General features: G+C 70.4%; 16 protein-coding genes. 5 read left to right on the top strand and 11 right to left on the bottom strand.

What is annotated here, in order from left to right:
• Positions 1-16: 16 nt before the first annotated feature.
• Both MHY20_RS01560 and MHY20_RS01555 read right to left on the bottom strand, forming a co-directional pair.
• Positions 17-868 carry a carbohydrate ABC transporter permease gene (locus tag MHY20_RS01560; RefSeq protein ID WP_239374097.1) on the bottom strand — a complete coding sequence of 284 codons (852 nt, stop codon included), beginning with the start codon at positions 866-868 and terminating at the stop codon, positions 17-19.
• A 4-nt stretch (positions 869-872) separates the two neighbouring features.
• Positions 873-1,739, bottom strand: a complete 867-nt coding sequence (locus MHY20_RS01555; RefSeq protein WP_317699892.1) for a sugar ABC transporter permease — start codon at positions 1,737-1,739, stop codon at positions 873-875.
• Positions 1,740-1,989: 250 nt separating this feature from the next.
• On the opposite strand from MHY20_RS01555, the gene MHY20_RS01550 reads away from it, so the two are divergent.
• Positions 1,990-2,184 (top strand): hypothetical protein, encoded by a 195-nt coding sequence (locus tag MHY20_RS01550; RefSeq protein ID WP_239374095.1) that lies wholly within the window; start codon positions 1,990-1,992, stop codon positions 2,182-2,184.
• 77 nt (positions 2,185-2,261) lie between these two features.
• On the opposite strand, the gene ettA is transcribed toward MHY20_RS01550, so the two are convergent.
• From ettA to MHY20_RS11700, 3 genes are all read right to left on the bottom strand, one after another.
• A complete protein-coding gene (gene ettA, locus MHY20_RS01545; RefSeq protein ID WP_183375043.1) occupies positions 2,262-3,944 on the bottom strand; it encodes an energy-dependent translational throttle protein EttA in 1,683 nt (560 codons plus the stop codon).
• 133 nt (positions 3,945-4,077) lie between these two features.
• A complete protein-coding gene (locus MHY20_RS01540) occupies positions 4,078-4,770 on the bottom strand; it encodes an HAD family phosphatase (protein WP_239374093.1) in 693 nt (230 codons plus the stop codon).
• A gap of 3 nt (positions 4,771-4,773) precedes the next feature.
• Entirely contained in the window at positions 4,774-5,874 is a 1,101-nt protein-coding gene (locus tag MHY20_RS11700) for a PDZ domain-containing protein (protein WP_343217723.1), read from the bottom strand.
• A 68-nt stretch (positions 5,875-5,942) separates the two neighbouring features.
• Here MHY20_RS11700 and MHY20_RS01525 point away from each other — a divergent pair, with 68 nt between their 5' ends.
• Positions 5,943-7,454, top strand: a complete 1,512-nt coding sequence (locus MHY20_RS01525) for a zinc-dependent metalloprotease (RefSeq protein WP_239374091.1) — start codon at positions 5,943-5,945, stop codon at positions 7,452-7,454.
• Positions 7,451-8,026 (top strand): NUDIX domain-containing protein, encoded by a 576-nt coding sequence (locus tag MHY20_RS01520; RefSeq protein WP_239374089.1) that lies wholly within the window; start codon positions 7,451-7,453, stop codon positions 8,024-8,026. Before MHY20_RS01525 ends, MHY20_RS01520 begins: the two co-directional genes overlap by 4 nt.
• Here MHY20_RS01520 and MHY20_RS01515 read toward each other — a convergent pair.
• Positions 7,993-8,595: a M48 family metallopeptidase gene (locus MHY20_RS01515; RefSeq protein ID WP_239374087.1), complete on the bottom strand. Its 603-nt coding sequence runs from the start codon at positions 8,593-8,595 to the stop codon at positions 7,993-7,995. The two genes, MHY20_RS01520 and MHY20_RS01515, sit on opposite strands and share 34 nt — an antisense overlap.
• A gap of 605 nt (positions 8,596-9,200) precedes the next feature.
• Between MHY20_RS01515 and MHY20_RS01510 the strand changes: the two genes are divergently transcribed.
• Positions 9,201-9,362: a DUF5679 domain-containing protein gene (locus tag MHY20_RS01510; RefSeq protein WP_183375054.1), complete on the top strand. Its 162-nt coding sequence runs from the start codon at positions 9,201-9,203 to the stop codon at positions 9,360-9,362.
• Positions 9,363-9,706: 344 nt separating this feature from the next.
• On the opposite strand, the gene MHY20_RS01505 is transcribed toward MHY20_RS01510, so the two are convergent.
• From MHY20_RS01505 to nudC, 3 genes are all read right to left on the bottom strand, one after another.
• Positions 9,707-10,042, bottom strand: coding sequence for a WhiB family transcriptional regulator (locus MHY20_RS01505; protein ID WP_275436375.1), 336 nt, complete (start codon positions 10,040-10,042; stop codon positions 9,707-9,709).
• 305 nt (positions 10,043-10,347) lie between these two features.
• Complete coding sequence (locus MHY20_RS01500) at positions 10,348-12,438, bottom strand: ATP-dependent DNA helicase UvrD2 (protein ID WP_239374085.1); 2,091 nt, start codon at positions 12,436-12,438, stop codon at positions 10,348-10,350.
• The gene (gene nudC, locus MHY20_RS01495; RefSeq protein ID WP_239374083.1) at positions 12,435-13,352 is read right to left on the bottom strand and encodes an NAD(+) diphosphatase; all 918 of its coding nucleotides are present in this window, start codon (positions 13,350-13,352) and stop codon (positions 12,435-12,437) included. Before nudC ends, MHY20_RS01500 begins: the two co-directional genes overlap by 4 nt.
• A 44-nt stretch (positions 13,353-13,396) precedes the next feature.
• Here nudC and MHY20_RS01490 point away from each other — a divergent pair, with 44 nt between their 5' ends.
• Entirely contained in the window at positions 13,397-14,356 is a 960-nt protein-coding gene (locus tag MHY20_RS01490) for a phosphotransferase (RefSeq protein ID WP_183375058.1), read from the top strand.
• Here the strand turns inward: MHY20_RS01490 and MHY20_RS01485 are convergent.
• On the bottom strand, positions 14,320-17,646 hold the full coding sequence (locus MHY20_RS01485; protein WP_239374080.1) for an ATP-dependent DNA helicase: 3,327 nt from the start codon (positions 17,644-17,646) through the stop codon (positions 14,320-14,322). The genes MHY20_RS01490 and MHY20_RS01485 overlap by 37 nt on opposite strands.
• The coding region (locus MHY20_RS11545; protein WP_275436374.1) for a PD-(D/E)XK nuclease family protein at positions 17,643-19,814 on the bottom strand (2,172 nt) is incomplete at its 5' end. The genes MHY20_RS11545 and MHY20_RS01485, both read right to left, overlap by 4 nt.

The raw sequence follows: 19,814 nt of genomic DNA, 5'->3' as shown, positions 1-19,814 counted from the left end.
GGTCGGCGCGGCTGCGTCAGCGCAGTTCGGTGCCGGAGATCGAGTTCGCGACCTGTTTCTGGAACGCGAAGTACAGCAGGATCAGGGGGATGAGGGCGAGCGTGGTCGCCGCCATCACGAGCGTCCAGTTGGCGTTGTACTGGGTGGACAGAGCGGAGGTCGCAACCGTGAGGGTGCGCCAGTCGGGTCCCTTGGTGATGATCAGCGGCCACAGGAACGAGTTCCAGTGCGTCACCACGGTGATGATGACGAGGGTGACGATGATCGGGCGGTTCAGCGGCACCACCAGGTTCCACAGGATCCGCAGGTGCCCGGCGCCGTCCACACGCATCGCATCGATCAGCTCTTGGGGAACGGACCGGAAGTTCTGCCGCAGCAGGAACACCGCATACGGTGAGCCGAACACGAACGGGATGACCAGAGCGAAGAACGTGTTGCGCAGCCCCAGCTCCGACAGGGCCAGGAACAGCGGGATGATCACCACGACCTGCGGCACCATCAGTGTGGAGATGAACAGCCAGAACAGGGCGTCGCGGCCCCGGAAGCGCAGGAACGCGAACGCGTACGCCGCCATGACGGAGAACACGATCTGCCCGGCGAGGATCACCGCCACCATCTGCGCCGTCACAGCGAACGGCGTGATGAACGAATCCTCGCGGGTGAACAGCTGGGTGACGTTCTCCAGCGTGGGCGGGTCCGGCAGGTGCAGAGGCCCCTGGGAGAGGAAGTCGGTGGGGGCGCGCAGCGCGGTCATGATGCTCAGCGCGATCGGAGCGAGGGTGAGCAGAGCGGCCGCAGTCATGACCACGTAGGCGAACAGGGCACCAGCAGCGCCGGGCCGGTTGCGGTGGGAGGGTCTCACAGTCATCGCCTCAGCTCATATCGTAGGTGATGCGGGAGGAGAAGTAGCGCTGCTGGACGATCGCCACGAGCGCGAGGATCACGAACAGGATCACCGCGATCGCGCTGGCCCGCCCCATGCGGTACGAGGTGAACGCCTCGGAGTAGATGAGGGAGGCGATCACTTCGGTGCGGCGCCCCGGTCCGCCGCCGGTGAGGGCGTACACGGTGTCGAACACCTGGAAGCTCGCCACGATCTGCGTGAGCGCCACGAAGAACGTGGTGGGGCGCAGCAGCGGCAGGGTGATCGACCACAGGCGGCGCAGCGGGCCGGCCCCGTCGAGTTCAGCGGCCTCATAAATGGAGGAGGGGATCTTCTGCAGACCCGCCTGGTAGAAGAGCGCGATGTATCCGACCGCCTGCCAGATCGCCACGAACGCCACCGACGGCAGCGCGAGGGACGGGTCTGTCAGCCATTCGACACGGCGGCCGAGGATGGCGTTCAGGGCGCCGTAGCTCGGCTGGTAGATCCAGGAGAACACCACGCCGATCGCCAGCGGTGCGCACACCCACGGGATCACCACGATGACGCGGAAGACGCCGGCGCCGGGCAGGGCACGGTTGAGCTGCATCGCCAGCAGCAGACCGAGCGCCATCGCCACCGGGACGCTCATGAGGGTGAACAGGGCGGTGACGACCAGGGAGTTGAGGAGGGCGCCGCCGGTCAGCAGCGCCCGGTAGTTCTCCAGGCCGACGAATCCGCCGCCGCCGACGAGCTGCCAGTTCGTCAGCGACAGACCGAACGCCACGAGGACGGGCAGCAGGATGAAGGCGACCACGCCGATGGTGGCGGGTGCCACCAGGAGCCACGCCGTCCAGGGGCTGCGGCTTCGCATCATGGAGTCACCTCTGGGGGCTCGTCGGGCAGTGCTGTCAGTTCAACGGCGATGACCTCCTCAGTATTCCAGGGCGGTGAGCCGGAGTGACGGTCAGCGCCGCGGCGAGTCGGGAATGATGACCGTCGGCTGCTGATGACCGGTCAGTCATTACGATTCTGCATCAAGGGACTTCTGAGCATCTGGGGGTGCGCTGGTCGAACGTAGACTCGGGACAGGCCGCCATCAGTTCAATATTCAATCAGGAGACCGCATGGAGACACTCGTGCTCGCTGGTCTTGCGCTGGGCGGAATCCTCATCGCCTGTCTGATCGTCCTCGTCATCGCGCTGGCCGTGCACCTGCTGCTGGTCCGGCAGCGCGGTGCCGCCGACGAGTCCCTGAAGGCGCCCGGGGGCGCGCTGGGCACAGCTGTGAGCACCGGTCAGCAGACCACCGGCGGTGAGTAGAGAGGCGCAGGAGTCACGGTTGAACGAGGAAGGGCCGGTTCCCCCGAGGGGAACCGGCCCTTCCTCTGCAGTGATGATCAGTCGCGGGTGAGGCGACGGTGCGTGACGCGGTGCGGACGCGCCGCCTCCTCGCCGAGTCGCTCGACCTTGTTGCGCTCGTACGCTTCGAAGTTGCCCTCGAACCAGTGCCAGTTCGACGGATTCTCCTCGGTGCCCTCGTAGGCGATGATGTGGGTCGCGATGCGGTCCAGGAACCAGCGGTCGTGGGTGACGACCACGGCGCAGCCTGGGAAGTTCAGCAGTGCGTTCTCCAGGGAGCCGAGCGTCTGGACGTCGAGGTCGTTCGTCGGCTCATCGAGCAGGAGCAGGTTGCCGCCCTGCTTGAGGGTCAGCGCCAGGTTCAGGCGGTTGCGCTCACCACCGGAGAGCACACCGGCCTTCTTCTGCTGGTCCGGGCCCTTGAAGCCGAACTGGGAGACGTAGGCGCGCGAGGGGATCTCCACCTTGCCCACCTGGATGAAGTCGTTGCCCTCGGACACGACCTCCCACAGAGTCTTCTCCGGATCGATGTTCGACCGGTTCTGGTCGACGTAGCTGATCTTCACGGTCTCGCCGATCTTCAGCTCACCACCGTCCAGCGGCTCCAGACCCACGATGGTCTTGAACAGCGTGGTCTTGCCGACACCGTTGGGGCCGATGACGCCGACGATGCCGTTCGGCGGCAGCGAGAAGGAGAGGCCGTCGATGAGGACGCGGTCTCCGAAGCCCTTCTTGAGGTCCTTGGCGTCGATGACCACATTGCCCAGCCGCGGGCCGGGCGGGATGACGATCTCGTCGAAGTCGAGCTTGCGGGTGCGCTCGGCCTCCGCCGCCATCTCCTCGTAACGGGCGAGTCGGGCCTTCGACTTGGTCTGGCGGCCCTTCGCGTTGGAGCGCACCCACTCGAGCTCCTCCTTGAGGCGCTTGGCGAGCTTCGCATCCTTCTTGCCCTGCACCTGCAGGCGCGCCTCCTTCTTCTCCAGGTAGGTGGAGTAGTTGCCCTCGTACGGGTAGAGGTGGCCGCGGTCGACTTCGGCGATCCACTCGGCGACGTGGTCGAGGAAGTAGCGGTCGTGGGTGATGGCGATGACAGCGCCCTCGTACGCCTGGAGATGCTTCTCCAGCCAGAGGACCGACTCGGCATCGAGGTGGTTGGTGGGCTCGTCCAGCAGCAGCAGGTCCGGCTTCTCCAGCAGGAGCTTGCACAGTGCCACGCGGCGGCGCTCACCACCGGAGAGGTGGGTGACCTTCTCATCGCCCGGCGGGAGACGGAGGGCGTCCATCGCCTGGTTGAGCTGGGAGTCGAGGTCCCAGCCGTTGGCGGCGTCGATGTCGGTCTGGAGCTTGCCCATCTCCTCCATGAGGGCGTCGAAGTCAGCGTCCGGCTGCGCCATCTCCTCGCCGATCTCGTTGAAGCGCTGGACCTTCGCGTAGAGGTCGCCCATGCCCTCCTGGACGTTCTCGAGGACGGTCTTCTCCTCGTTCAGCGGCGGCTCCTGCAGCAGGATGCCCACGGTGTAGCCGGGGCTGAGGCGCGCCTCGCCGTTGCTGGGCTCATCGAGCCCCGCCATGATCTTGAGGATCGTGGACTTGCCGGCGCCATTGGGACCGACCATGCCGATCTTCGCGCCCGGGTAGAAGCTCATGGTCACGTCGTCGAGGATGAGCTTGTCGCCCACCGACTTCCGTGCCTTGTACATCGTGTAAATGAATTCAGCCAAGCGATTTCCCCTGGTCAGGACACTGTCGGAGTGTCGCCGTGCAGCATGTGTGCAAAAAGAAGACTGATGGACCGCTCGTCGGCTCAGGCGGCCGGGAGCGCACTGGGCCAGCCTACCAATGGCTCCCGGTCGCTCAGTCCAGCGGGATGCCGCGCCCGGCGAGGTGTGCGCGGGCGATCTCCCAGCCGTTGTCGGCGGCGCCGTCGCCGTTGCGCGGCCACCGGTGGGCGTCGATGCCGAGGCGGCGGGCCGCCTCCACGTTCTCCTCGACGTCGTCGAAGAAGATCGTGGACCCGGGGCGCTCCACTCCCCCGGTCTCGTGGGAGAGGGTCTCCAGCAGGACCTCGAAGATCCGCAGGTCCGGCTTCACCACGCCCTCCTCACCGGAGATGATGGCGAAGCTGAACGCCTCGAACCATTCGGCGCGGCGCACGGCCTCACCGAACGCGACCGATGCATTGGACAGCAGCACCAGACGGACGCCGTTGCGGGCGAGGTCGTGGATAAGGCTGCGGGACTCCGGGTGGATCTCCAGCCAGTAGCGGTTGTCGACGTCCTGCAGGTGGGCGAGCTCATCGGCGGAGGGGTCCTCGACGCCCGCCGCCGCGCAGACGCGGCCCCAGTACTCCTCGAGGGTGAGGTCGCCGGTGTCGTAGGCGAGGCGTTCGCCCCAGAACGCGGCGCGGACCTCCTCGATGTCGCCGCCGGTCTCGGCGTGGATCGCGGGGACGGGGTCGTGGGCGGCGGATATGACGCCGCCGAAGTCGAACACGACGGTCTTCTGGGACAGGGCGTCGGTGGAGCGGGGGCGGCGCTGGCGGGCCATGGATCAGGTCCTTTCGGAGGCGGTGCAGGTGGGCAGACCGGCGGTGCTGCCGGAGTCGGCGATGGTCTCGACAGCGTGCTTGGCGTCCTCGAACGTGGAGACCCGGACCACGCTCAGCCCGTCGGGCACGTGACCGACCACCTCGGCGCAGTTGTCGGCGGGAGCGAGGAAGAACTCGGCGCCGTCCTCCTTCGCGCCGACCAGCTTCTGCCGAATCCCGCCGATGGGGCCGACGGCGCCGCTCTGGTCGATGGTGCCGGTGCCGGCGATCCGCTTCCCACCGGTGAGGCTGCCGGGGGTCATCTCGTCGTAGATGCCGAGGGCGAAGATGAGGCCGGCGCTGGGCCCACCGATGCCGTCCAGGGCGATCCTGACGTCCACGGGGAAGTCGAACCCGGGGGTCAGCACGATGCCGACGACGCTGCGCCCGTCCTTCTGCTCCACCGGCACGGACACGGTCGTCCTCTTCCCGTCGCGCTCCACCACGAAGTCGGCGGTGCCGCCGGCGGGGGTGTCGGCGGTGGCCTTCTGCAGGGCGGGAACCTCGTCGGACTCGGTGCCGTTGACGGACACGACGCGGTCGCCCGGCTTCAGCAGCTGAGCGGCGGGACCGTCGGAGCGCACCCCGGAGATGCGGACCACCGGCGTGGACTCCATGCCCTGGGCGGCGAGGGCGACGGCGATCGCCTCCTGCTGGGAGGAGCTCATCTGCGCGGACGTCATGAGCTTGTTGCCCTCTTCGTCCTGCGTGTCGGGGTAGACCGCTTCGCGCGGCAGGATCGACTTCGTGGGGTCGAACCAGGCGGCGAACACCGCGGTGGTCGGGGCGGGCTGACCGGGTGCGCCGAGCACGGCGACAGTGGTCATGCGCAGCTGGCCGTCGGGCTTCTCCGGCTCGCTGCCCTTCACCTCGATCACCTGGGTGCCGTCGACCTCACCGAGGACGTCCACCGTCGGCCCCGCCGACTCGATGACGTACGGCGACGGGGTGAGCGTGGCGATGAGGGTGAGCACGCACAGAGCGATCAGGGCGATGCTGCCGATCAGGGAACGCCGCGCGGAGATGCGGCGCGACTGCTGGGACACTGGGGCGGGGGACGACACGGCCCCATTGTGGCACGGGGACGCTCCTGCGGAGTCTGCTCCAAGCGCAGGCGGATACTCTGAGCGCTATGACGTCTTCATCCGGATCTGACGAAGAGAACCTCCGCAAGTTCCTCGAAGAGGTGTTCGGCGGCCAGCTGCCACCCGGCGCGCTCGAGGGCATGGACCTGACGGAACTGGCGAAGGGAGCCGGTCTGCCGTCCGACCCCGCGATGCTGCAGGCCGCGGCCGCGCAGATGCAGTCGCTGTTCGCCTCCGGCGGTGATGAGCCCGTGAACTGGAAGCTCGCCCAGGACCTCGCCCGACAGGTCGCCTCCGGCTCCGTCACGATGGTGCCGGGGCACGCTCTGCCGCCCACCGGCGGCTCGCAGATCGGCACGGACGGGGACCCGTCGGTCACTCCCGAAGCGCAGCACGCCCTCGACGAAGCAGCCACCATCGCCCGGCTGTGGCTGCAGCAGGTGGTGGATGTGGACGTCCCCGCCGCGCCGCTGCAGGCATGGACCCGCGGCACCTGGGTGAACCGCACCATTCCCCGCTGGCAGAAGGTGGTGGAGCCGGTCGCCGAGTACATGGCCGGCGCCATCGGCGACGCCCTCGGCAAGCAGATGGAGCAGATGCAGTCCATGCCCGGCATGGAGGGCCTCGGCGCCATGGGCATGGGCGATCCGCGCGCCATGATGCGGATGATGGGCGGCACCATGTTCGGCATGCAGTTCGGGCACGCCATCGGCTCCCTCGCCCGCGAGCAGCTCGGCACCACCGACCTCTCGCTGCCGCTCTGGGACTCCTCCGCCCCGGTGCTCATCCCCGCCAACCTCGACGACCTCCTGGCGGACTCCGACCTCGACCCGAGCGCCGCCCGGATCTTCTTCGCGGCCCGCGAGATCGCCCACGTCACCCTGTTCCGCAGCGCACCGTGGCTGCCGGAGCACCTCTTCACCGCGATCGAGGGCTACGCCCGCGGCATCGAACTGGACCTCTCCTCCCTGGAGGAGAAGATGCGGGACGTGGACGTGTCCGACCCCAACGCGATGAGCGCGCTCAACCCGGAGGACATGTTCACCTTCACCCGGTCGGAGCGTCAGGAGCGCGCCCTCACCGAGCTCACCACCACGCTCGCGCTGATCGAGTCGTGGGTGGACCACGTGGTCACGCACGCGCTGGAGGGGAAGCTGCCGCGCCTGGATGCGATGCGGGAACTGGTGCGGCGCCGCCGCGCCACCGGCGGTCAGGCCGAGCAGATGCTCGCGAACCTGGTCGGCATCGAACTGCGCCCCCGCTCCATTTCGGAGGCGTACGACTGGTGGCAGTCCGTGCTCGACACCGAGGGCGCGGCCGGCCGCGAGAAGGTGTGGGCGCACCCGGACCTGCTGCCCTCCCCCGAGGTGCTGTCCGGGCAGCCGCAGGCGCCGAAGGCCGACGCCGCTGAGCAGCCCGCGGAGGCCGCCGCCGACTTCGATGCGGACTTCGATGAGGAGCTGCGTCGCCTGCTGGACGGCGAACTCCCAGAAGCGCCGAAGGAGGACGGCGATGGCGACGGGGACGGCGATGAGCCCGGCCCGGCACCGGCCGCATGAGCAGTCGATTCATCACTGAGCTGGAGCGCGCGACGGGCCCGGCCGCGCAGCGGGAGCAGTTCCTGCAGCTCGCGCGCTCGAGCACGCAGGCGCACCGCAAGTCGAGCGGGCCCCTTCACTTCACCGCCTCCGCGATCGTGATCGACGCCTCCGGTGAGCACATCGCTCTGCACCTGCACCGGAAGGTGGGGGCCTGGCTGCAGTTCGGCGGCCACATCGATGACGGCGAGACATCCTTCGAACAGGCCGCGCGGCGCGAAGCCGCCGAGGAGTCCGGACTGAGGGACCTGCAGGTGGTGGGCGACGGCCCGGCCATGCTGCACGCGCACGCTCTGAACCAGAACTTCGCGCACTGCCGCGAGCACTGGGATGTGCAGTACCTGCTGCGTGCCCCGTTCACCCCGGCCAGCGCCGAGGACGGACTCGCGATCAGCGAGCGGGAGAGCGCGGGGCTGGCCTGGTTCGGACTCGATGACCTGCCGGCGGGTCTGGTTCAGGACCTGCACGCCACGCTCGCCGCGCTGGGACTGGATCGTCCTCAGAAGTCCGACGGGGGCAGCGACTGCGCGTAGGCCACGCCCTCGAGGAAGCCCTTCGCCTTCTCGGCGTGCTCGAACGAATCGGCGATCGCCCAGAACGCGGGTGAATGGTTCGCCTCCACCAGATGCGCGAGCTCATGGACGAGGACCGCGTCCTGCACGAAACGGGGCATCCCCTGCAGCTGGTCGGACAGGCGGATGGTGCGCTCCAGCGTGCTGCACGAGCCCCAGCGGCTGCCCTGGTTGCTGACCCAGCGGACGCTGACGGGCCCGTCGGTCCCCGGTGGGAGATAGCGGCGAGTGAGCTCGCGGGCGCGAGCGAGCAGATCGTCATCGCTGCTGGGCGCGGCCCGGTGGCGGGACTGCTCGGCGCGCTCGAGCATGTGCAGCGCCCACCGATGCTCCTCGGCGGCGGAGAGCCTCCAAGGGACCTGCAGCTCCATCCGGCCGTCGACTCTCCGGGCGCTGATGGTGCGGCGCCGGCGCTTCGAGCGGGTGACGAGGATCGGCTCGTCGATGTCCGCGAACTGCACCAGCTCGGTGCGGCGGGTCGCGGAGGACCTCACCAGGTCGCGGGAAAGGACTCGTCGGCTGCGCGGCATGGGGCGAGTCTAGCGACGATCCGCCCATCCCTGTGCAGGTCAGCGATGTCGGCGGGGAGTCTGTGGACAACTGTGCGGGGGCACCGCTGCGCAGCGGGAGTGTGAGGGGCGCCCGGCCCTGCCAGAAAGATTTTACCTGCGGTCCCCGGGTATGGCGTTTGCGCTGGTCAGAGTTGTGTGACGGTGCGTCGTCGGCGTGTCACACACACGATGTCCACACAGGTTCGCGTGGTTTCCACAGCTGGCCCTGACTTGTCCACAGTGGGCGCACAACGACGCGTTGACCGAGGCGGAGAAGGCCATTAGATTCGATCGGACAAGGGCTTCGGGATAACTAGCAGAACGCACACGGGGAAGGTGCGCGTGGTGCTGAGAGCCCCCGGAGTCCTCCGTCTGTGAAGGCGGCGAAACGGCGACCCGGAGCACTTCTCCTTCTGCGGTGGAACACCCGCTGATCATCCCGAAGCTCCAGGGTCGCCGTTCTCTTTGAAGAACAGCGGGTTACGCTGGTGCCAAATCCCCGCGGGCCGGTCACAGCCGATCCGTGCGCTGGGGTGACAGCGACGAGGACACCCTCGTCTCCATCCATGAGAAGGAGCACCAACATGGCTGACGAAACGTGGACCGGTGAGTTCTACTGCGTGAAGTGCCGCGAGAAGCGCGAAGCCACCGGCAACGTCGTGGAGCAGAACGGTCGCCGCTACGCCAAGGGCACCTGCCCGGAATGCAGCACCAAGCTCAACCGCATCCTCGGCAAGGCGTCCTGACGCCACCAGCAGACGGCGAGCGGGACTTCCCATGACGGGGAGTCCCGCTTCTGCGTTCCCAGCGTTCTCCGGGCCCCGTGACAGTGGATCTCCGGCATCCGACGCTGGGGTCGACCCATAACGACGATCGTTCTCCTCCGCCATGTCCTCGGCCTCACCGGCGGCGTTCGCCGCATCGCCGGCCCACTGCACGAGGGGCGCTGCTGGTCCACGCCTTCATCGACCCCTCATCCGTCGACGGGGGACTGCCGACGGGGCCCGATGTGCATGTGTTCGGTACGGAGGAGGACCCGTTCTTCGCCGGCGATGGGGACCTCGATGCCGTGCTCCGTCACCCCCCCCCCCTACGCCGCCTGCTCAGCAGCGGTCTCGGACTTGCGGGGCCGGCCGCGGCCGCGCTTGGCGGCGATGACGCGACCGTTGTCGAGGATCTCGCCGCCCCACACGCCCCAGGGTTCGGCGCGGCGCAGGGCGCCGTCCAGGCATTCCGTGCGCAGCGGGCAGTGGGCGCACAGCTGCTTCGCCTCGTTCAGCTCGGCGGGGGAGGCGGAGAAGAAGAGGTCGGCGGCATCACCCGCGCAGGGCAGGTCGCTCGGGATGGACGGTGAGCCGACGGGACCCGGCATCTGTCGGGTGGGGGCGGCGGTGGAGGACAGCAGGGCTGCAGAAGCGAACGTCATCGTGGTGCTTTCTGGACGCAGACGGAGAGGATCACAAAGGGTGCGGGGGCTCACTGCCGGACGCGGGCAAGCCCGTGGAGCGGACTGGCAGGGCGGTCACGCCCTGGATGTCAGGAGTCCACTCCCCCGATGCGCGGGCGCACGGGTGCCTGAGCGGTCAGCATGAGCTGTGTCCAGTTGTTGTTCATCAGGCACCTCCTTCGGTTCTCGCGCGAGCGATCCTCTCGCTCACGATGCGGTCAATCGTCGCGTCACAGCCTACAGCGCACCGCGCCGGAGGGCCAACGATTTTCTGACCTGGGATTTCACTGCTTCTCAGAGCCGAGGACACGGTTCACGATCGCCAGCACAGCCTCGCCGTACTGCTCCCGCTTCACCGGCCCCATGCCGGGGATCGCCAGCAGCTGCGCCTCGTCCCGCGGGGCGCGGTCCGCGATCGCCAGCAGCGTGTCATTGGTGAACACGGCGAACGCGGGTCGCTTCAGCTCCCGCGACACGTCCAGACGCCACTCGCGCAGAGCGTTGAACAGCTCAGCGGACTGCTCACCGCCGCAGTCGCGGTGCCGCCCGATCTTCTGCTCCGCCGCTGTTTCCAGCGCCCCCGAGCACTGCGAGCAGTGCAGGAAGATCGTGGCGCCGCGCCGGCCGGTGGAGCGGGACACAGCCGAGCGGTCCGTGCGGTCGCGGGACCGATCGAACGCGCCTTGGATGAACGGGGACGCCTTGCGGGAGGCGCGCGCCCCTTCGCTGCGAGCCGCGGACCAGGTGACGGTGAGGATGTCCCGGGCGCGGGTCAGCGCCACATAGAACAGGCGCCGCTCCTCCTCGATCGCCTCATCGGTCTTCGCCATCGAGATCGGGATCAGGCCGCGCGAGGCTCCCACGACGTACACCACCGGCCACTCCAGGCCCTTCGCGGTGTGGATGGAGGCAAGGGTGACGCCCTCCACCGTCGGCGCCGACTGCGCCTCCGCCCGCTCCTGGAGCTCCGCCACCACGTCCTGAATGGTGGAGCCCTCGCGCTCGCCGATGTTCTTCGCGACGTTCACGATGGCGTTCAGCGCATCCCAGCGCTCACGGATCGCACCGGTGCCCTCCGGCGGGGTGGTGGTCCATCCCTGCCCGGACAGCACATCCATCGCCACCTGCGCCGGGTCGTGACCGGGCGGGGCCGCCGCCACGGCGGCGCGCAGCGTCACCATCGCCGAGCGCACGTCCTGGCGTTCGAAGAACTTCTCCCCGCCCTTCACGAGGTAGGGAATGTTCTTCACGCCGAGCGCCTGCTCGAAGTTCTCCGACTGCGCGTTCGTGCGGAACAGGATCGCGATGTCGCTGGCGGGCGTGCCGGCGTTGATGAGCTGCCCGATGGAGTCGGCGACCCCGTCGGCCTCCTTCACATCGTCGTCGTAGCCGATGACGAGGGGCTGCGGGCCGGAGTCGCGCTGGGCGCGCAGGGTGAGGCGGGTGTCATCGCGGCGCGAAGCAGCGGCATCGAGCACCCCGTTGGCGGCCTTCACGATCTCGGGGGTGGAGCGGTAGTTGCGCTCCAGCTTCACCACGGACGCCCGGGGGAACTCCTTGGTGAACTCCGTCAGATAGGTCGACTGCGCGCCGGCGAAGGTGTAGATCGTCTGGGCGGCGTCGCCCACCACGCACACGTCCTGGGAGTGGCCGAGCCAGGCGCGCAGCAGTCGGTGCTGCAGCGCGGAGACGTCCTGGAACTCGTCCACCACGAAGTGGCGGTACTGGCCGCGCACCTCCCGCGCCATCTGCGGGTAGTCGTCCAGCAGGGACGCGGTCAGCAGCAGCACGTCATCGAAGTCGATGACGTTGTTGTCGCTCTTGACGTCCTCGTACCGGGCCATGATGCGGGCGATGGAGCGGGCATCGAACCCGGAGACCCCTTCGCGGCCGAGGCGTGCCGCCGCCACCGGGTACTGCTCCGGCAGGATCAGCGACACCTTCGCCCACTCCAGCTCACTGGTGATGTCCCGCAGCGCCGCGCGGTCCACCTTCATGTTCAGCTGGTGGCAGGCGCTGGCGACCATGCCGATCTTGTTCGGCACCAGTTCCGGCATGGGGCCGCCGATCGTGCGGGGCCAGAAGTACCGCAGCTGGCGCAGCGCCGCCGAGTGAAAGGTGCGGGCCTGCACCGCCGGGGTGCCGAGGTCCCGCAGCCGCGACCGCATCTCCGCCGCCGCCTTCGAGGTGAACGTCACCGCGAGCACATGGCGGGGGTTGTACTTGCCGGTGGCGACCGCGTATGCGATGCGGTGGGTGATGGCGCGGGTCTTGCCGGTGCCGGCACCGGCGAGGACGCAGAGCGGCCCGCCGATCGATTCGGCGACCTGCCGCTGCTCCGGGTCCAGCTGCTCGAGGATCTGCTCGGGCCTCACTCGCCGGCCTCCCAGAGGTCGATCAGAGCGCGGCCCAGGGAGCCGTGCTCGGGGATGCGGAGGGTCCCGTCGGCGAGGGCGGCGCGCATCTCCTCGCGGGTGAGGAAGCGCGCCTGCTCGATCTCCCCGTCCAGCAGGGCAATGTCCCCCTCGCCGAGGCCGGTGACGACCCGGGCGGTGAAGGCGATCATCAGCGACCGGGGGTACGGCCACGGCTGACTGAACCGGTACCGGACATCCGTCACCTCCAGTCCCACCTCTTCGTGCACTTCGCGGCGCACCGTGGTCTCGAGGTCCTCCCCCGGGTCCACGAACCCGGCGAGCACGCTGGAGGTGCCGGTCGTGGAGCGGTGGTTGCGGGCGATCAGAAGGCGGTCGTGCTCATCGGTGACGGCGACGATCATCGCCGGGTCGGTGCGGGGGAACATCAGGTGGTCCGCGTCGCAGCGCTTCATCCAGCCGTTCTTCGCCGGTCGCATCGTGCCGCCGCAGTCGGAGCAGAAGCGGACCGTGCGGTCCCACGTGCTCATCGCCACAGCCGTCAGTGCCAGGTTCGCCTCCCGCCGGTCCAGGTGGGGCCCCACCTGCCGCAGCGGGGCGTAGCGGGCGCCCGGCGGCAGGCCGACGGACTCCGGGGCGTCGGTGAGGTCGGCGGTGAGGGTGTCGAGCCCGTGATCGGTGCCCAGCAGGATGCCGCCGCGGACCCCGTCGGCCCCCAGATCGGCGGGGGTCAGCGGGTCGAGGGAGAGGCGGATCGAGCCGGGCTGCTCACCGGTGACGGCGACGCCGCTGCCGCGGACCCGGACTCGGTTGGCGGCGTCGGCGGCGGTGCCGACGGGTGCCAGCCGTGCATCCTCACCCGCCCGATAGGAGGATGTGAGGAAGCGTGTGGGAAAGTTCGCGGGATTCGGCATGCGTCCCACCCTAGCTGTCAGCTCTGAGCCCCTAGGGTGGTGCTGTGGAAAGAAATCCTTACGCTCTCGCTGCCCTCGCCTCCGCGGGCATCCCCGGGGTGATCCCGGTGCGCTGCCGCCGAACCGACAGCGCCCCGGACATCGACACCGCCGTGGTGCTCGACGACCAGGACCGCTTCTGGGTGGTCGCCGCCGGCACCGACCCCGCATCCGGTGCGCGGCTCGAGCAGGAGACCGTGGTGCTGGAGGCCCTCAGCGGCACCGAACTGGCGCCTCTGGTGCAGTCCCCGCAGGGGTTCGCCCGCCTGCCCGAAGGCGGCCGCGCCATGATCGCGCTCGCCCTCGACGGCGAGGCGCTCGACGTCGACCACCTCGCGAGCAACGAGCGGCTCATCGCCTCCCTCGGCACCGCCGTCGCCACCCTCCACAACACGCCCACGTACGCGATCGAAGCATCCGGCGCGGAGCAGTTCACCGTCACCGCGATCCGGGACCACCACCGGGCCGGGATCCGTCGGGCCCGTGAGCACCGCGAACTGCCGACCGCCGTGGTGCAGCGCTGGACCCGCCTGTTGGACGACGACTCCCTGTGGGACTTCACCCCGCGGTTCATCCACGGCTCCATGACGGAGGACAAGGTCCTCGCCGACTCCACCTCCGTCTCCGGCTTCCTCGACTTCTCGCAGGCGAGGGTCGCCGACCCCGCCTCGGACCTCGCGTGGATCCTGTCGGCACTGGATCCGCGAGCGTTCGACGAGTTCTTCACCGCCTACACCGCGAACCTCGACCGCCGCCCCGATGCGCGCCTGGTGGAGCGCACGCAGCTCGCCGGCGAGTTCGCCGTGCTCGACTGGATGCTGACCGGGCTGGACAGCGGCGACGACCAGATCGTCGACGACGGCCTCGCCATGCTGCAGGACATCGAAGAGGACCTCGCGCAGATGGCGCGGGAGGACGCTGAGCGCACCTACTCCGAGCTCGACGGCTCCCACGCCGCCGACTGACCGGCGATCATCGCCTCCAGGTCCCCCGGCCCAAGATGGTCGGTGACCTCCACCGTCTCCTCCGCCGCCACATAGTGGAACGCGGTGCGGATCCGCTCCAGCGGCAGGCCCGTCGCCTGATGCCAGGCGAGGCGGTAGATCGACAGCTGCACGGACTTCGCCCGCAGTTCGCGCCGCGAGGGGACGCGCCCCGTCTTCCAGTCCACGATCAGCACCCCCTCCCCGTCCGGGTTCGGGAACACGGCGTCGATGACGCCCGCGGCGAACGCGCTGCCCAGCACCGCTGAGACCGGCTGCTCCACCGCGATCGGGGTCATCGCCGCGAAGCGGGAGCGGTCGAACTTCTCCCGCAGCTCCGCGAGCGCGGCCGCGTCCGTGGCGGAGAGCGAGTCGTCATCGGCGTCGGTGAGGTCGTCGAGATCCACGAGGGCGGCGGCGCCGGCGGCGCGCTCCGCCCACGCATGGAACTGGGTGCCGAGCGACGCCTGCGGGGACGGGCGGCGCGGCAGCGGCCGCAGCAGGTCGAGGGTGCGCTGGTCGTCGCCGTCGGCGGAGGCGAGAGCGACGATGTCGGAGGCGCTGAGGCGCAGCGGCAGGTGGACGTCGCCGTACCGGGCGCGGTCCTCGTGGTCGGCGATGACGTGGTCCACGGCGAGGGACAGCTGATCCGTCGGCGCCTCGGCGGGCGGCTGGTCGTTCGTTTCGCGCAGCTGTTGGAGGCGAGTGAGCGCTGCCGTGACGGAGGCCTCGCGGGGGCTCGGCGGCTGCGGCCACGCCACCAGCGCCGGTGCGGACGCGAGGGGGTTCTCCTCCGGCAGGTCGGGGTCGGGCGCGGCATCGACCCCGTCCACGGTGAGCGTCTCGGTGAGGAACCGGGAGGCGGGCGCGGGAGCCTTGACGTCGGGCTTGTAGGCGGCGGAGGTGAGCAGCAGGGCGTGCTTGGCGCGGGTGAGCGCCACGTACATGAGGCGGCGCTCTTCGCGGAGGGACTCGGCGCCGGAGGCGAGGCGGAACTCCTCGATCGCGCCCTCCAGGTCCACCTGGGTGGCGGCCTCGCCCCAGGCGAGCTCCTCGAGCAGGTCGGCGTCGCCGCGCAGATCGTTGGGGATGCCGGCGTCCTTCAGTGCGCCGAGCCAGCCGGAGTCGCGCGGGGCGATCAGTCCGGTGGCGGGGTCCACGGCCTTCGCGCCGCGGGTGGTGAACGAGGGGAAGCCGCCGTCGGTGAGGCCGGCGATCGCGACCATGTCCCATTCCAGGCCCTTGGAGGCGTGCATGGTGGAGATGGTGACGGCGTCCTCGGGGATGACGGCGGCGTCGACGGGGGCGGCGAGTCCCGCCTCCTGGTCCTCGGAGACGTCGAGGAAGGCGAGGAAGCCGGCGAGGGTGGGGGCGGAGGCGGAGGTGGCGGCGGAGGCGTCGTACCCGGCGGCGTAGGCGCGGAACTGGCCGAGGTTCGCGAGGGCGGTGATGGGGTCTCGGTCCGGGTCGGCGAGGAGGGCGAGGTCGGTGCCGAGTTCGCGGATGGCGAGGGACACCTGGTCGGCGAGCGGGAGGCTGGAGTGGCGGCGCATGCGGCGCAGAACGTCCCGCAGGTCGCGCACGCGGCGCTGTGCGGTGCGGGAGAGCCGGCGGCCGGTCCGATCCTCCCAGTCGTACGGCGGGGGTGAGTCGATCGCGTCGATGAGGGTGAACGCGGTCGCGTCGTCGCCGGGCGCGGCGCGGCGGCTGGTGCGGCCGAGGCTGCGGCGCCATTCGATGAGGACCTGCAGGTCACGCGGGGCGAGCGCGAAGCGGGGCCCTTCGAGCAGGCGCAGGGCGGCGTCGGGCCGCTGAGCGGAGTCCGCGCACTCCAACAGGGCGCGCACATCCGCCACCTCGGGTTCGTGCAGCAGCCCTCCCCCGCCGACGACGTGGAACGGGATGCCGCGCCGCTGGAGGGCACGGCCGATCGCGGGGATGGCGCCGCGGCTGCGGACGAGGACGGCGGCGCTGGGCGGCACGGGGGCCGACGGGTCCTCGGCGGCCTCGGTCCGGGCCGCTCCGATCCAGTCGGCGATGCCGTCGGCCTCCTCCTCCACCGTGGCGAACCGCTGGGTGCGCACGGTGCCGGGACCCGCGATGGGGCTGGCGGCCAGGCGCGGCACCTGCACCGGGTCGCTGGCGCTGGTCAGGGGCGCGCTGACGGCGTTCGCGGCGTCGAGGATGAGGTGGTCGTTTCGCCAGGAGGTGGAGAGGCTGCGCTGGAGGACGGGGGCGTCCTCGCCGGCGAAGTCCTGGACGAAGGTGGTAAGGGAGGCGGCGGAGGCGCCGCGCCAGCCGTAGATCGCCTGGTTCGGGTCCCCCACCGCGGTGGTGGGGTGGCCGCCGCCGAACAGGGCGGCGAGCAGCCGCAGCTGCGCCACGGAGGTGTCCTGGAATTCGTCCAGCAGCACGGCGCGGTGCATGCGCCGCATCAGCTGCGGCACTTCGGGTGCGGTGTCGGCGATGCGGGCGGCGAGGGAGACCTGGTCGGAGAAGTCGATGGCGCCGCGTTCGCGTTTGATCTCCTCGAAGCGCCGCAGCAGCGGGATCAGTGCGAGGCGCTGGTCGATGCTGGACCACAGGTCGCGGACGGCGGCGGGGCTCGTGCGCCGCCGGCCTTCGTCCTGCAGCGGCAGGTTCTGCGTGGTGCGGATGATGTCGGTGAGGTAGCCGTCGAGGTCATCGGGGCCGGCGAGGTGGTCGGCGAGCGAACCGGACAGGGCCACCACGGCGGAGGCGATGGTCGCTGAGCTCTGCTCGAACGGGAGGCGGCTGGGCCAGGAGTCCACGATCTCGTACGCGATCTGCCACGCGGCCGCGGGCGTCAGCACGGTGAAGTCGGGGTCGATGCCGATGCGCAGGGCATGCTCGGTGACGAGGTCGAGGGAGAACCCGTTGTAGGTCTGCACCGTCGGCCGCTGCCCGATGAGGGAGTCGCGGGAGCGCTCGAGCGCGGGCGGCAGCTGCTCCCCCGCTGCCTGCAGGGCGCTGGTGAGGGCGGCGAGGCGCGCGCTGATGCGCTCCTCGAGTTCGAGTGCGGCTTTGCGGGTGAAGGTGAGGCCGAGGATGTGCCGCGGCTCCATCAGGCCGTTGGCGATGAGGAACAGGACGCGGCCGGACATCGTTTCGGTCTTGCCGCTGCCGGCGCCGGCGACCACCAGCAGGGGCTGCAGGGGCGCCTGGATCACGTCGGCCTGTTCGGCAGTGGGCGGGTGCTGGCCGAGCAGCTGGTTGAGGCGTTCGGCGGTGAAGCGGATGTCGGTGGTCATCGCAGCTGCTGCCCGTCGTCCTGGAGGGGGCAGGAGGAGCGCACGGCGCACAGTCGGCAGTGGTCGTTGCGGTGCAGCATCCGGGGCAGGGTCCGCACCGCTGCGTCGATGTCGGCGACGAGCGTGCGGAACCAGTCGGGGTCGCCGTGGTCGCGCAGCGGCGCCTGGTGGCGGATGGCGGCGGACTTCGTGGCGGTGCCGATGTGCACGAGGCTGGCGCCGGCGACGGGCACAGAGCCGGGCTGGTCGGCGAGGGCTGTCTGGTAGGCGGCGAGCTGCAGGTCCTGCATGGCGGCGTCCGCGGACTTCGCGGCGGTGCCGGTCTTGTAGTCCACCACGCGCAGCTGCCCGTCCTCCCGTTCGATCCGGTCGATCGTGCCGACGAGGTCCACCCGACCGAGGGCGATGTCGAACCGCTGCTCCAGGGCGTCCACGTCGGGGTGGGCGAGCTGGTACTGGCCGAGCTTGTCGGCCATCGTGACGGCCCGCTCGTAGTCGGCGTGCTCGCGCCACGGGGCGTCGGCCGCTGGGCTCGGCAGGTGGTCGGGGAGGCGGCGGACGAGCTCGTCGGGCCCGGCGGTGGGGTGGGCTTCGGCGAGGGCGTGCAGGGCTGTTCCGATGAGCTGGGCGGGGCCGGCGGTGCCGGGGTCGGCGGCGGCTTCGAGGAGGTGGGCGCGGATGCAGGCGGCGGCGGTCTCCAGGGCCGACGGGGACAGGCGCAGCCGGTCGTCGTCGTCGATGACGGGCCGACGGGTGCTGGGGGCCTGGTGGTACCAGGTGTGCGGGTCGGCGCCGGGGATTCCAGCGGTGATGAGGCGTTCCAGCTGGCGCAGCCGCAGGTCGCGCTCATCATCATCGTCGGCGGTGGCGATGCGGCGCTGCAGGGAGGCGATGAGGCGGCGCGGGTCCGGGTACGGGCCGGGGTCCTCTCCGGTGAGGATCGGTTGGGTCCAGGCAGCGCCGCCGTGCTGGGCTGTGACCTCCTGGGCGAGGCGCAGCAGCACCGACGGGGCGGAGGAGTCCGAGTCGACCGCGGTGAGCAGGAGCCTGCGACGGGCGCGGCTGGCGGCGGAGACCATCATCCGCAGTTCGTCCATCAGCACGCTCTCCCGCTGGATGGAGCGGATCAGGTCGAGGTCGGCGTGCTCGAGGTCGGGCCGGTCGGCGATGAGGGCGAGGTCGGCGGCGCCGAGGACGGAGGAGCGGATGCGGACGTTCGGCCAGGCACCCTCCTGCAGCCCGGCGATGATGACGGTGTCGGCGCTGTGGTCGGCGGCGCCGGCGGGGGTGGTGATGTGCAGGCGGCCCGGGAGGGCGCTGCGGGCGGACAGGGAGTCCTCGGGGACCTCCTGGTCGTCGATGTGTGCGAGGAACACGGCGATGTCGGCATCGGCCTGCCGCTCCTGATAGCGGTCCCCCGCGGTGAACAGGGCGGTCATCGCGTCGAGTCGGCGGTTCATCACCGCGGCGCGCATCCGCGCTCCTTCGTCGCCGTCCTCGAGGGCTGCGCGCTGCCAGACACCGGCGCGGCCGGATGCCTGCCAGGCGGCCCAGAGCACGTCGAGGATGCGCCGGGAGTCGAGGTCGCGGACGGCGTCGATCATGGTGCGCACCCGCAGCAGCGGCGCGAGGGCGCCCCGCGCCCAGGCTCGGCGCCGCTTCGGCTGGGCGGCGAGCACCTCGTCCCGCACAGCGAGGCCGGGTTCGGTGAGGGAGCGGACCAGCAGCTGGTCGGAGTGCGCGTCCTCGGTGTCGGCGGCGGCGAGCAGGAGGCGCCGGAGGGTGGTGAGCTGGAGGTCGTCGGCGTCGCCGAACGCGCCGCGCAGCAGGGCGGCCGCGGCGTCGGGGGTGAGGGCCGACGGGTTCAGGGCCGTCCGGATGACCGCGCTGAGGGACTGCACGGCGTGCTCGTCCCTCAGGGCGGTGGCGCGTCGGTCGGTGCGGACCGGGACGCCGTGACGGATGAGGGACGCGGCGAGGTCGTCGGCGGCGCCGCCGGATCGGCAGATCAGGAGCATGTCGTCGAGGCTGACGCCGTCCTCGCCGCGCAGAGCGCGGATGACGGTGGCGATGCGGCGGGCCTCGTCATCGGCGTCGGGGGCGGTGACGGCGGCGACGGCGCACGGCGGCAGCGGCTCGGTGGGCTCATCGGGTTCCGGGGCGGGGAG

The organism is Helcobacillus sp. ACRRO (assembly GCF_022347125.1).
In the GTDB taxonomy this organism is placed as follows: domain Bacteria; phylum Actinomycetota; class Actinomycetes; order Actinomycetales; family Dermabacteraceae; genus Helcobacillus; species Helcobacillus massiliensis.
Note: the sequence above shows the minus strand (reverse complement) of the source record. Positions and strands in the feature narration are given on the sequence as shown.